Below are 12600 nucleotides of genomic sequence, written 5' to 3'. Positions count from 1 at the left end.
TATAATTTTACAACAAAAAATAAGGCTTCGTTATTAACGAAGCCTTAAGTCCCAAACTTATTTTATGATGTTTTTATAATTCCAATTTACCTTCTATGCTGTCATCCATTGTTTTACCAGTTACCAAAGACAGTGCCATTTTTGCAAAAGCCACTACCTGTCCGTTTTTGGTATCCCAATAATAAGATTGTGTAGGCACAACTTTTATAAGACTAATATTTGGGTCGTCAACACCTTCCTGAAACCAAACTTTATGTAAAGGTTTCCATAACTCTTCAATTTTAGCTTTATCTAAAATAATTTCTGATATACCGTAAACATTTAAAAAGCCAGCATGCTGATGCTCTTGAAAGAAAAGGTGTGTAAAAGGATCTGTTTGTAATTCTTGATTTCTTTGGCTGTCTTTAGCACTCATGAACCAAAGATTGCCTTCTTCGTCTACTTTTAACAACTCCATAGGCGATGCAGTTAAAGGTAAACCTGTTTTGATACTGGTACAAAAGAAGCAGGTTTTTGCACCTTCTGCCAATTCGGTAAGTTTAGCAATAGCCTCTTTACCAGATAAAGATTGGTTATGGTTGTTTTCTGATGTTTGTTGGTTTTCCATAGTCTTTGTTTTTTATTGAAGAAATACAAAGACTGTTCCACAGAAATTAAACCCAGCTAATATCCTTTTTAAGCAAGTTTAAAGTTTCTTCTTCTTTACTACCTGCTGGCGCTTTATAATCGTACACCCAAGCTGCCATTGGGGGCATACTCATCAGGATAGATTCTATACGTCCATCAGTTTCTAAACCGAATTTTGTACCAGAGTCGTATACTAAATTAAACTCGGCGTACCTGCTTCTGCGTTGGTATTGCCATTGCTTTTCTTCCAAGGTAAAGTGTTTATCTCTGTTTTGATTAGCTAAATGAGCATAAACCTTAGCAAAAGAACGACCCACGGCTTTAGAAAAATCAAAAATATCTGTCCAGCTATTTCCTGTACTTTCAGGTGTTAACCTATCATAAAAAATACCGCCAATACCTCTGGTTTCTTGTCGATGCTTGATAAAAAAATATTCATCAGCCCATTTTTTAAATTTTGGATAAAACTCAGGGTTGGTATCATCACAAACATTTTTCATCGTTTGATGAAAAAATTTAGCATCCTCAGGAATAACATAATGCGGAGTAACATCTATACCGCCACCAAACCAACGGATGGGTTCTTGGCCGTCACTTTCCATTTCAAAATACCTGATATTCATGTGGATAATAGGCACCCAAGGATTATGCGGATGTAAAACTATAGAAACACCTGTTGCAAAAAATTCTTCTTTATCAGTTTTAAAAGCTTTTTTAATCGCATCAGGAAGTTTGCCATGTACGGCAGAAAAATTAACACCGCCCTTTTCTATCAAAGCACCGTTTTGTAAAACTCTGCTTCTGCCACCGCCACCGCCATTTCTTTCCCAGTTTTCTTCTTCAAACAAAGCTCCTCCGTCTAATGCTTCTAAAGCATCGGTTATTTCTTGTTGAATGTTCTTGTACTCTTCGGCTATGTGTTCTTTTTTTAGCATCAGCTTAGTGTTAACCTTAATTTATTCCTATATGAAGCAAGTAATTTGGTTTTAGAAATTACGCCTATAAAAACTTCTTTATCAAAAACAGGAAGATAAACCATATCAGTTTTGTCAAAATAATCAACCATTTCTGAGATATTATCTTCTATGTTTAGTTTTACAGATGTTTTGCTAACAAGCTCCTCAACAGTCAGCTTATTTTGCAAATCGGCATCTAATAAAACCTTTTTAACTTTATCAAACCAGATAAAGCCCGCAAATTTCTGATGTTTATCCTTACAAATAATCAATTGATGGTCAGAATTTTTAAATACCCTTAATAAATCTATCAATTTGCTATCGGTAGAAATCTCATCATAATCTGTCTCTAATATCTCATGAATTTTTATCAAACTCAGGATATTCTCATCATAATTTTCAGTAAATATTTTTTTATCCTCTATTAAGTCTTTAACATCCATAGAATGAGGCTCAAAAATCTTAGCAATAACGTAAGCAGAAGTAGCTACCAGCATCAAAGGAATCATTAATTCATAACCACCAGTAATTTCGGCTATTAAAAATATACCTGTTAAAGGGGCATACATTACACCACTTAACACACCACACATCCCAACCAAAGTAAAATTATTTACTGGTAAGGTATGGATACCCATTTTATTAAACAGTGATGCAAAAAAGAAGCCCATAAAGGCACCAGTAAATAAAGAAGGAGCAAAATTACCTCCGCTGCCACCGCTTGCTAAGGTAAAACTGGTTGCCAAAACCTTTGTAAGAAAAATTAACCCCGTAAAAATGATAATCATCCAGCTGTTTTCTGTAGGGGTGTTAAAAAAAGTACCCTGTAGCAAACCTTCTGGATTATTTGAAGCCAGGAATTTTACAGCTCCATAACCTTCCCCGAATAATGGCGGGAAAATAAAACATAATAAAGCAATGATTAAGCCTCCTAAAATAGCTTTATTGTAAGGACTCCATTTTAGTTGATGATGAAAAAAGTGTTCTATTTTTCTGGAAACACGTGAATAATAAACCGCTACCAAACCACTAAATACACCTAAAAGAATGTAATAAAACACATTACTATGGTCAAATTCTTTTAAGCTTCTAAACTCAAAAAGAATCTCATCATTTAAAATAATTTTAGATATTAAAGCACCAGAAACAGCAGAAATAATTAAGGGGATAAAATCAGAGAAAACAACGCCAACTAAAATTACTTCTATAGCAAACATTAAACCTGTAATTGGGGCATTAAAAACTGCCGCTATACCTGCAGCTGCACCGCAGGCCAATAATAAAATACGCTCACGGTAAGTTAATCTATACGTTCGGGCATAATTAGATCCTATAGCAGCACCAGTAACCGCAATTGGCCCTTCTAAGCCTGATGAACCACCAAAACCAACCGTTATAGCGCTTGTAATAACCTGGCTATACATCTTAAACTTAGGTATAACGCCAGACCTTTGCGCTATATCTAACAGAATATTGGCTACACCTCTCCCATCTTTTCCTTTCAAAAATTTACGTATTACCCAAACGGTAATCAATATACCTGTTAAGGGCAAAAAAAGATTTAGATATGGATAATGAAATACTTTTAGCTGGCTATTAATTAATACATGTATATAATGAACCATAGACTTTAAAAGTATAGCTGCGGTTCCGGCAGATAAGCCAACCAATACGCCTGATAAGATTAAAAACTGATTTCTAGTAAGACGATGGTGAATTAATCTGATAATAAATTTATGCTGGTTCCAAAACTTCATACTATTCTTCTACATAATCTAAATCTTTGCCATAGGTTTCCTCGAGGTTATAAACTGCAATAAACGCAATAATTAAAGTTATAACTCCCACAATTAAACCCGAGTTGATAATACCTACCTGATGCTTCAAATACTCGAAACTAAAAGTTACTAAAACCAAAGAACCTCTTATAAAATTAGGAACTGTTGTGGTTACTGTTGCTCTTAAATTTGTACCAAATTGTTCGGCAGCAATGGTTACAAAGATAACCCAAAACCCAGTAGAAATACCTAAAAGAAAGCAAATAAGATGATACGTTGAAGCATTAATACCTTTAGAGAACAGATATATCAAGATACTGGCTAAAGTTGCTATCAAAAATACAAATACTACTTTTTTACGCGTTTTAAAATACTGACTTAAAACACCACTCAATATATCTCCTGCCGATATACCTAAATAGGTGAATATAATCCCTTTTCCGGCACTTAAGGGTTCCGTAGCACCCATCGCAATACCAAATTCTGGTGCAAATGTTATCAATATACCCACTACAAACCATGTTGGTAAAGCAATTAAAGTACAATTGATATATTTTTTGAAACGAGGCCAACTGGTAAACAACATTAAAAAATTGCCTTTACTTACATTTTTATGTTGAATTTTGTTATAAATATTTGATTCCATCACGCCTAAGCGTAATACTAATAGTAAAAGCCCCATACCACCACCAATAAGATATGCTGTTTGCCAAGTAAATTTATCACCAACCAAGCCAGCAGCAACCGCCCCTAGCAAACCTATAGCCGCAACCAGCATGGTACCATATCCTCTTTTTTCTTTACTCATGCTTTCCGCAACCAAGGTTATGCCTGCACCTAATTCTCCTGCTAAACCAATACCAGCAATAAATCTAATAAAGACATAAGTAGGCACATCAGTAACAAAGGCATTGGCAATATTTGCTAAAGAATACATCAAAATAGAGCCAAATAGAACTTGTAATCTGCCTTTTTTATCGCCCCAAATACCCCACAAAATTCCACCTAGTAACATGCCTATCATTTGGGCATTAATTAAAGTAACGCCTACAGAAAGTAGGTCTTCTTGAGCAACACCTATAGATTTTAAACTCGCCACCCTAATCACAGAAAATAATACCAAATCATAAATATCAACAAAATAGCCTAGTGCGGCTACAGTGATTAATAAGGTCACGTTTTTATTATTCGAAGGATTCATAAAAAGCTGAAAGTGAGCGGCAAAAATAAGATTTACATCTTATTATAAAAGTAAATAAGAGCTTTAAAAAGAATTCATTCTTATTTTGTTTAACAAAAACATAAAAGACCTAAACATTTTTATCCCTTTTTAGTTATTAGGATGATGGAAAACTTCATACATTATAATCCTACCAAAATCCTTTTCGGAAAAGATGTTGTGGATGATATTTGTCAGGAAATTTCACCTTATGGTAAAAAAGCACTCATCATCATAGGAAAAGGTTCTGTTAAGCAAAACGGTGTTTATGCTCGTGTGGTTTCTTTGATGAATATTTGTGGGTTAGAGCATTATACCTACGAGGGAATACAATCTAATCCAACTTTTCAAGATGCTGATGCTGCTGTAAAACTAGCTAAAGAGAAACAAGTAGATATGATTATTGCTTTAGGCGGTGGATCTGTGATAGATACCGCAAAAGCTGTAGCTGCAGGTTTTTATGTTGAGCACTCTGTTTGGGATTTTTATCTAAGAAAAGCCCCAACACCAACGAAAGCCTTGCCTATCATTTCTATACTAACGCTAGCAGCAACAGGTTCAGAAATGAATAATGCAAGTGTTTTACAGGATAGTGAAAATGGTATTAAAACGGCTATTCTTAACGATTTGCTTTATCCTAAAGTATCATTTTTAGACCCTGCCTTAACAGTTTCTGTACCGCTCAATTATACTGCTTATGGTGTTGTTGATTTAATAGCACATGCTTTAGAGCAGTTTTTCGGAAAAGGAAATGCTCCTTTAACAGACCATTATACCGCTGATATTATCAAGCTAGCCATAAGCTATGGTCGTAAAGTGATGCAACAACCACAAGATTATGATACTAGAGCACAAATTATGTGGTTAGCTACCAATGCTTTAAACGGAACACTTAGAGCAGGTAAAAGCCCGGGCGACTGGGGCGTACACAATATAGAACATACCCTGAGTGTACTTTATGATATCCCGCATGGTGCCGGTTTATCTATAGTTTATCCTGCTTGGCTAAAAATTCAGCTACCAAAGACTAAAGATAAACTTGCATTCTTAGCTAAAAATGTGTTTGAATTTACTTCTATTGATGATGAAGTTTTAGGCTTAGATTTTATTGCAGCCTTAGAAGCTTTCTTTAAAGAAATAAACTCGCCACTTAGCTTAACAGAAGTGGGTATAAATGTTCAAGAAAAGCAAAGCATCTTAAATAACCTTGCTCAAAACAAGGTAAGTGGAATGGTTTACGCCCTAACAGCAAAAGACCATCAAGATATTGTAGATGAAATGTTCTAAGTTTTGATTGTTGTTGCATGAAAAAGCCGCTTCGAGATAATCGAAGCGGCTTTTTAGATTTTAGCTCTTTAAGAATTATATAGATTTGATAATATCTCTTAATCCTAATGATTTGATGATAGCTCTATATCTGTTAATATCTTTTTTGAAAAGATATGCTAATAAAGCTCTTCTCTTACCAACCAGTTTTTGAAGTGCTAACTGGGTAGAGTAATCTTTTTTGTTTTTCTTTAAGTGACCAGTTAAATGCGCAATTCTGTAAGTGAATAACGCAATTTGACCTTCTGCAGAACCAGTATTGGTTTCTACTTCACCATGTTGTTTGAAGATTTCTTTCTTCTTCTCTGTACTTAAATACATTACCTGAATAATATTGAAGCGTAAAAAATTTAATTAATTGCCTGCAAAGGTAAGGCTAAAAAATTAAATATCAAATCATTATTCTGCATAATTGTTAATGTCTAATTCCCAACTGTAATCAGCATAATCTATTTGAGGTTTTTTATCCTGTGGGATGAGCTTAAAATCTTTTAATATCTTTAAAACACCTTTTTTACCACCAAAATCGCCTCTAAACCAACTCATCAATGGACTTACCATAACTTTATTTTCAGAAGATTGATACTTGACCACCTCAGTTAGATAAGACTTTGTTGCCTCTTGTAACTGCTTTTCTAATGTTTCAGCCTTATAAATTCTTACTGGCGGACAACTTTTTGCACCACAATTTAATGCAAAATGTATACGATAATCTCTTTCTGAAACCCTTAACTTACGCTCTGTTTCAGGAGGAAATACCTTACGAATATAACCTAAACCAAACTTAAATTGCGATTTCCTGATGATGCCATTTTCGATATCATCAAAACTAAAATCATGCTCTGCAATTCTAATTTGTTTAGTTGTAAAAAAGTTAGCCCTGTCTTTAAACTTGTTTGGCTGCTCTTTTAAAGTAACTATGATATAAGCATTATAAATATTTATCCAAAAAGCCATACGCTGGTTATCGTTAACTAAACTTTTGGCTAAATCTTCCACTTTTGTGTTAGCCAATTTTTCCTGAATATCTTTTACAGATTTACCTTCCTTCAGCTTCATCAGCATGTCTTCTGAAAGCTTATTGTAAGAAGTGCTTGTAACCTTATTTTGTGAATAATTGGCTTTTTTTACTCCACAAGAAGCTAATCCTAAAGTAAAAACAAGAGCAAATATAATGTGGGTAACAATATTCATCTTAAATGTTTTATTTTTCAAATCTTAATCTCTAATATAGACGTAATTATATCAAGCTTGGTTTTATTAATTTTTATCTATGATATCCGTCAGCGTAATTATTCCTACTTATAATGAAGAAGACAACATACAAACATTGCTCCAGCACTTAAAAAAGATAGAAAATTTCCAAGAGATAGAAATATTGATAAGTGACGGCGGCAGTACAGATAAAACCATACAGCTTATTCAAGCAGAAGGTTTTACATGTTTACAAGGCGGACAAAAATCCAGAGCTAAACAACTCAATTTTGGAGCTAAACATGCTAAAGCTTCTATTTTGTATTTTGTACATGCGGATAGTTTGCCACCTTTAACCTTTGTAGCTGATATAAAAAAAGCTATTGAAGAAGGTTTCCCTATCGGGTGTTATCGCTTTAAATTTAACTCGCCCAAAAAGATTTTAAAAGTTAATGCCTATTTTACCCGTTTTGATAGGCTGATGTGCCGAGGCGGAGACCAATCTTTATTTATAACCAGAAAGATTTTTGACGAACTTCAAGGATATGATGAGCATTATAAAATTATGGAAGATTATGATATCATCATCAGAGCAAGAAAAAAGTACGCTTTTAAAATCATCCCTAAAGATATTATCGTATCTGCAAGAAAGTACGACCATAACAGCTATTTCAAAGTTAATATTACCAATTTAGCGGTTTTCATGATGTTCTTTTTAAAGGTAAATCAGGATAAAATGATAACCTTTTACAAGAAAATGCTAAACCATCAAGAAAGCGAATTAAAATACTAGCATGACTAAAAAAAACATTTGTGGAATACAGCAAATAGGTATAGGTTATAAGGATATTACAGAGTCTTGGAAATGGTATATCAAATATTTTGGTATGGATGTACCCGTTTTTGAAGATACAGCAGAAGCTAAACTTATGACTAAATATACCGGTGGACAAGTTTTTAACCGCCATGCTATTTTAGCCATGAATATGCAAGGTGGCGGTGGTTTTGAGCTTTGGCAATTTAAAAACAGAGAGCCTCAGAATCCTAAAGAAGCCATTAAAATGGGAGATTTGGGCATCCAAATCGTAAAAATTAAAAGCCCTGATGTAAAAAAAGTATATGATTTCTTTGTAACGGAAAATCTGAATTTACTTAGTCCGTTGATGGAATCGCCAGAAGGTAAATTACACTTTTATGTAGCAGACCCTTACCAAAATATCTTTGAAATCATAGAAAGTAAAAACTGGTTCAATTTAAAAAAGCAGCTCACCGGGGGTGTTGCGGGTGTAGTTATTGGCGTTTCTGATATAAATCAATCTCTAAAGCTTTATAAAAATATATTAGGTTATGATGATATGGTTTATGATATAAGCAGTAAGTTCGAGGATTTTGGCGGTTTACCTGATGGAAACACAGTTTTTAGAAGAGTTTTATTAAGACATAGCCAAGCAAAATCTGGCGGATTTAGTAAACTTTTAGGTGCCACAGAAATAGAACTTATTGAAAGAAAAGATAAACAAGGCGTAAAAATTTATAAAGACAGATTTTGGGGCGATGCTGGTTTTATTCATATCTGTTTTGATGTGATTGGCATGCAAAGCTTAAAAGCAGAATGTGCTACTGCTGGATTTAATTTTACGGTTGATAGCTGCGATAGTTTTGATATGGGTAAAGCTGCTGGACATTTCTCTTATATTGAAGACCCTGATGCTACACTTATCGAGTTTGTAGAAACACATAAAGTGCCTGTCATTAAAAAACTAGGTTTATTCTTAAGTTTAAAAAACAGAAATCCACATAAAAATTTACCAGATTGGATGGTGAAACTTCTAGCACTTAACCGAGTGAAATGCTCTTAGTAATTCGTTTTTAAGCCTATCAATACGTTTGTAAACATCAGGATGTTTGACTTTTAGCAGTTTTAACTTCAATGTTTCTAAAATTATGAGATAGCTTTCTCCTAAATAATAATGTGTAATACTTATAAGAAGTAGAGCAAATAAATAGATGTTATCAAAATCAAACATCACAAATAAAAGAATAACCAGCATTATGTAAATGATGTAAATAAAAGTAGCGGAAACCATTCTTACTGCACTTATAAACTGTTTATCTTTTATCTGTTTTATAATTTGCCTTACCGCAAAACTTGGTAAATAATTAAATACAAAACCTATCAAAACTAAAGGAATTGCAAAAATTAGCACTATAAGTTTTACAGCATTTTGTTTTTGAAAAGCTTTCAAAGTGATATTATTTACAGAAAGTATATTTTTTAGCTCTTCTACTTTATTTTTAGCAGCTAAAAACAGATTCAGGTTTTCTTCTTTCTGTATTTCAAAATGAGTAATTATCTTTTTTGAGCGATTTACAAAAGGTTCATCAGCCAAATCTTCCTTCAAAAGCTTAAACATAAATTCATAAAAGCTATCATCACCAGCATCAGGAATAATCAGCATTTGTGCGGAAATACTAGAGTGAATGCTTTTTAAAAGTAACTGTTTACGATTTTTAAATTCATCTTTTGGGTTTATATCGTCCACAAAAATCAAAGGTAATGCAGTTACGCTCACTTGTGTTTGCAGCAGATAAGGTTCTTCATAATCAATAACTAAAGGCAAAATTGCTACATTTTTAAGGTCATCTCTTAAAGCTAAATCTGCTATACCACTTTTAAATGCTCTTAATCTTTTTTCTACTACGCAGTTTCCTTCCGGAAAAATCAGTAAAGCACCATTTTCTTTAAGTAAAGCAGCGCATGCATCAAAAACCTCGTGGTTATATGTTAAAGCCTCTCTCCCATCTCGCAGCCTATAAACTGGCATCATATTTAGTCTTTTTAAGAACCATCTCTTTATAGGACTGTTAAAAACATCGGCTCTTGCCAGAAAATGAACTTTTCTGGGTATAAGAACTGCTAATAAAATGGCATCTAAGAAAGAGTTACCGTGGTTACTGCATATTATGAATGCTTGATTTTGAGGTATAGTTTTTAGTCCATGTGTGTATATTTTTTTAAAATAAACTTTAACAACCAAACTAAAAATGAAATGAAATATGTGGTATATCATGAATATCAAAACTTAAAACTAAAAGAATTTTATTTAATATAGCCTAGCAATTTATGGAAATAGCCCTGGTTTTGGGATTACTTTTACTGGCCATCATTTTATTTGCAACAGAAATTGTTTCTGTTGATGTGGTAACCATCTTCCTGCTTATAGCTTTAGCCTTGTTGGGCATTTTAACTCCCGAAGAAGCTTTTGAAGGTTTCTCAAGCGATTTTATCATCATACTGGCCTCTATTTTTGTGATGGTAGGTGCTTTAAAAAAAACCGGAGTGATTGATAATTTCATCTCCAGGGTGGTTAATATCAAAAAACAATCAGCTAGTATGTTAACCATTATCGTGATGCTATTTGCCTCTTTAACATCTGCTTTTTTAAATAACACTACCATAACAGCTTTAATGCTTAATCCTACCATAGGATTATCAAAATTATCTGGTGTAGCCCCCTCCAAAGTATTAATGCCACTTGCCTTTGCTTCTATTTTAGGGGGTACATGTACGCTTATTGGCACCTCTACTAATGTTGCGGTAAGTGGTTACTTGGCAAAACAAGGTTTAGAAAGAATAGGTATGTTTGATATAGCTCCTATTGGCTTAATTCTACTGGTTGTAGGTATTTTATTTATGATAAGTATTGGCAAAAAAATGCTTCCTGTTAATTCTAAAGAAGATTTAGAAGAAGATTATGCCGTAAGAAAATACCTAAGCGAGGCGGTTATTCTAGAAAAATCTTCTATGGTAGGGCAAAAAATGGTAGAATCTGAAATTGCAAAAATGGGCTTTAGCATTATTTCTATCATCAGAGATAAAGCAAAGTTTATCCCTAACAGATATACCAGATTAAATTTAGGCGATACCTTGATTATCAAAGGTGATATTGATGAACTTTTGAAAATAAAAGACATCCCTGGCGTTGAAATAAAAGCTGATCTCTTAGATTTTAATACTAAAGATGATGAATTACACCTGGCAGAATTGATGGTTTTGGGAAGGTCTGATGTGATTAAGAATACCGTAGAAAAACTCAACTTTAGGCAACGTTATGGTATAAGCATTTTAGCTATTTTCCGCAAAGGAAAAACCATTAGCGATAAAATAGGGAAACTTCGTTTGCAAATTGGCGATTTGCTTTTGGTACAAGGTAATAAAGAAAGTATAGACCTCATTCGTACAGAAACAGATGATTTTATTATTCTGGAAGATTATAAACCCAATTTAAACCTCCGTAAAAAAGGAATTTTAACCTTATCTTTTTTCTTACTGTCTATCATCTTGGGGACAACAGGTGTTATGCCTTTGGCTATTGCCTTTTTATTTGGCGCCTTTTTAACTGTAGCTTTTAGGTGTATCAATGCTAATGAAATTTATGAAGATATAGATTGGCGTTTGTTGGTTCTAATTGGTGGGATGAGTGCTTTCGGTATTGCTATGACTAAAACCGGAGCAGATAAATTTGTAGCAGACTTTATCATTCAAATTTTTGAACCTTTAGGCTCTTATGGTATTTTAGGAGGTTTCATCTTATTAACCGTATTGTTAACCCAACCTTTAAGCAATGCTGCTTCTGCACTGGTAGTTTTACCCATTGGTTTACAAACAGCAGCGCAATTACAGGTTAATCCTATTACGTTTGCTATTGGTATCATGATGGCGGCTTCGGTATCGCTACTTACCCCTTTTGAGCCTTCTTGTATTTTAGTTTACGGGCCAGGCAAATACAAATTCTTTGATTTTGTTAAAATAGGTGGTTTATTAACCTTAATTTTGATGGTTATTTTATTGATAACCATACCGATATTTTTTCCTTTTTAGATGACAAATTTTAGCAGGTTTACCACCAACTATAAAGTAAGGCCAGACGATATAGACATGTTTAACCATGTACACAATAGCAAATATTTAGATTATGTATTAGCCGCCAGATACGAACAAATGGATACACACTATGGCATGTCTATGGAGAAGTTCTTAGAGCTAGGTTATGGCTGGGTAGTACAAAAAGTAGAAATAGCATTTAAAAGACCTTTAGGTTTGGGCGACCATTACAGCGTTACCACAGGTTTGGTGGATATTAACCATCGAGGTTGTAAGGTAAGTTTTGAAATTAAAAACCTAAAAAACAATAAACTAAGTGCCGATGGTTGGTTTGATTTTGTGATGATAGATTTAAAAACCGGCAGAGGTGTTGAAGTTAGCGATGAAATGATTGCTAAATATTCAATTTGATAAATTGGCTTTTTTATTCTAACGACTATTGCGCTCAAGGCTTTCCGGCCTCATAGGCGGCCAACCCTATTCACTTTTTTCTTGATAAAAAAGTGAACAAAAAATCAAGGCTGATGAATATTTGTCATTACGTCTAAATAAATCTTTATCCACAATCCTGAGTGGTGTGAAGGGTTTTGAATATTGAAAGCTACTACAACACCC

General features: G+C 33.7%; 12 protein-coding genes. 5 read left to right on the top strand and 7 right to left on the bottom strand.

The annotated features are described in order from the left end of the window. Positions 1-73: 73 nt before the first annotated feature. Genes B2745_RS12470 through B2745_RS12455 form a run of 4 tightly spaced genes read right to left on the bottom strand, consistent with a single transcriptional unit; the run spans position 74 to position 4562 of the window. A complete protein-coding gene (locus B2745_RS12470) occupies positions 74-607 on the bottom strand; it encodes a pyridoxamine 5'-phosphate oxidase family protein (RefSeq protein WP_026903583.1) in 534 nt (177 codons plus the stop codon). Between the two features lie 46 nt (positions 608-653). Then, entirely contained in the window at positions 654-1562 is a 909-nt protein-coding gene (gene hemF / locus B2745_RS12465) for an oxygen-dependent coproporphyrinogen oxidase (RefSeq protein ID WP_304067119.1), read from the bottom strand. Next, positions 1562-3340 carry a chloride channel protein gene (locus B2745_RS12460; protein ID WP_304067114.1) on the bottom strand — a complete coding sequence of 593 codons (1779 nt, stop codon included), beginning with the start codon at positions 3338-3340 and terminating at the stop codon, positions 1562-1564. The genes hemF and B2745_RS12460 overlap by 1 nt, the downstream gene beginning before the upstream one ends. A 1-nt stretch (position 3341) precedes the next feature. Then, positions 3342-4562 (bottom strand): MFS transporter, encoded by a 1221-nt coding sequence (locus B2745_RS12455; RefSeq protein WP_304067111.1) that lies wholly within the window; start codon positions 4560-4562, stop codon positions 3342-3344. A 144-nt stretch (positions 4563-4706) separates the two neighbouring features. Here B2745_RS12455 and B2745_RS12450 point away from each other — a divergent pair, with 144 nt between their 5' ends. Then, on the top strand, positions 4707-5867 hold the full coding sequence (locus B2745_RS12450; protein ID WP_304067108.1) for an iron-containing alcohol dehydrogenase: 1161 nt from the start codon (positions 4707-4709) through the stop codon (positions 5865-5867). 75 nt (positions 5868-5942) lie between these two features. Here the strand turns inward: B2745_RS12450 and rpsO are convergent, their stop codons facing one another. Both rpsO and B2745_RS12440 read right to left on the bottom strand, forming a co-directional pair. After that, positions 5943-6227, bottom strand: a complete 285-nt coding sequence (rpsO, locus tag B2745_RS12445) for a 30S ribosomal protein S15 (RefSeq protein ID WP_026903579.1) — start codon at positions 6225-6227, stop codon at positions 5943-5945. A gap of 78 nt (positions 6228-6305) precedes the next feature. Beyond that, positions 6306-7100 carry a DUF547 domain-containing protein gene (locus B2745_RS12440; protein WP_304067106.1) on the bottom strand — a complete coding sequence of 265 codons (795 nt, stop codon included), beginning with the start codon at positions 7098-7100 and terminating at the stop codon, positions 6306-6308. Between the two features lie 79 nt (positions 7101-7179). Between B2745_RS12440 and B2745_RS12435 the strand changes: the two genes are divergently transcribed. Both B2745_RS12435 and B2745_RS12430 read left to right on the top strand, forming a co-directional pair. After that, on the top strand, positions 7180-7893 hold the full coding sequence (locus tag B2745_RS12435) for a TIGR04283 family arsenosugar biosynthesis glycosyltransferase (protein ID WP_304067105.1): 714 nt from the start codon (positions 7180-7182) through the stop codon (positions 7891-7893). Between the two features lies 1 nt (position 7894). Further along, a complete protein-coding gene (locus B2745_RS12430; protein ID WP_304067103.1) occupies positions 7895-8959 on the top strand; it encodes a VOC family protein in 1065 nt (354 codons plus the stop codon). On the opposite strand, the gene B2745_RS12425 is transcribed toward B2745_RS12430, so the two are convergent. Next, a complete protein-coding gene (locus B2745_RS12425; RefSeq protein ID WP_304067100.1) occupies positions 8930-10171 on the bottom strand; it encodes a 1-acyl-sn-glycerol-3-phosphate acyltransferase in 1242 nt (413 codons plus the stop codon). The genes B2745_RS12430 and B2745_RS12425 overlap by 30 nt on opposite strands. A gap of 53 nt (positions 10172-10224) precedes the next feature. Here B2745_RS12425 and B2745_RS12420 point away from each other — a divergent pair, with 53 nt between their 5' ends. Beyond that, on the top strand, positions 10225-11982 hold the full coding sequence (locus B2745_RS12420; RefSeq protein WP_304067097.1) for an SLC13 family permease: 1758 nt from the start codon (positions 10225-10227) through the stop codon (positions 11980-11982). Continuing rightward, the gene (locus B2745_RS12415) at positions 11983-12396 is read left to right on the top strand and encodes an acyl-CoA thioesterase (protein WP_304067093.1); all 414 of its coding nucleotides are present in this window, start codon (positions 11983-11985) and stop codon (positions 12394-12396) included. The last annotated feature ends 204 nt before the right edge of the window (positions 12397-12600 follow it).

The organism is Pedobacter glucosidilyticus (assembly GCF_002483235.1).
Classification (GTDB): Bacteria; Bacteroidota; Bacteroidia; order Sphingobacteriales; family Sphingobacteriaceae; genus Pseudopedobacter; species Pseudopedobacter glucosidilyticum_B.
The sequence above is the reverse complement of the archived record's forward strand: the minus strand, read 5'-3'. Positions and strand labels throughout refer to the sequence as shown.

What these genes read in the sequence shown, in the direction of transcription:
- B2745_RS12415 (WP_304067093.1), top strand. Translation starts at nt 11,983, where the DNA reads ATGACAAATTTTAGCAGGTTTACCACCAACTATAAAGTAAGGCCAGAC.
- rpsO (WP_026903579.1), bottom strand. Translation starts at nt 6,227, where the DNA reads ATGTATTTAAGTACAGAGAAGAAGAAAGAAATCTTCAAACAACATGGT.
- B2745_RS12425 (WP_304067100.1), bottom strand. Translation starts at nt 10,171, where the DNA reads ATGATATACCACATATTTCATTTCATTTTTAGTTTGGTTGTTAAAGTT.
- B2745_RS12430 (WP_304067103.1), top strand. Translation starts at nt 7,895, where the DNA reads ATGACTAAAAAAAACATTTGTGGAATACAGCAAATAGGTATAGGTTAT.
- B2745_RS12455 (WP_304067111.1), bottom strand. Translation starts at nt 4,562, where the DNA reads ATGAATCCTTCGAATAATAAAAACGTGACCTTATTAATCACTGTAGCC.
- hemF (WP_304067119.1), bottom strand. Translation starts at nt 1,562, where the DNA reads ATGCTAAAAAAAGAACACATAGCCGAAGAGTACAAGAACATTCAACAA.
- B2745_RS12435 (WP_304067105.1), top strand. Translation starts at nt 7,180, where the DNA reads ATGATATCCGTCAGCGTAATTATTCCTACTTATAATGAAGAAGACAAC.
- B2745_RS12450 (WP_304067108.1), top strand. Translation starts at nt 4,707, where the DNA reads ATGGAAAACTTCATACATTATAATCCTACCAAAATCCTTTTCGGAAAA.
- B2745_RS12440 (WP_304067106.1), bottom strand. Translation starts at nt 7,100, where the DNA reads ATGAATATTGTTACCCACATTATATTTGCTCTTGTTTTTACTTTAGGA.
- B2745_RS12420 (WP_304067097.1), top strand. Translation starts at nt 10,225, where the DNA reads ATGGAAATAGCCCTGGTTTTGGGATTACTTTTACTGGCCATCATTTTA.
- B2745_RS12470 (WP_026903583.1), bottom strand. Translation starts at nt 607, where the DNA reads ATGGAAAACCAACAAACATCAGAAAACAACCATAACCAATCTTTATCT.
- B2745_RS12460 (WP_304067114.1), bottom strand. Translation starts at nt 3,340, where the DNA reads ATGAAGTTTTGGAACCAGCATAAATTTATTATCAGATTAATTCACCAT.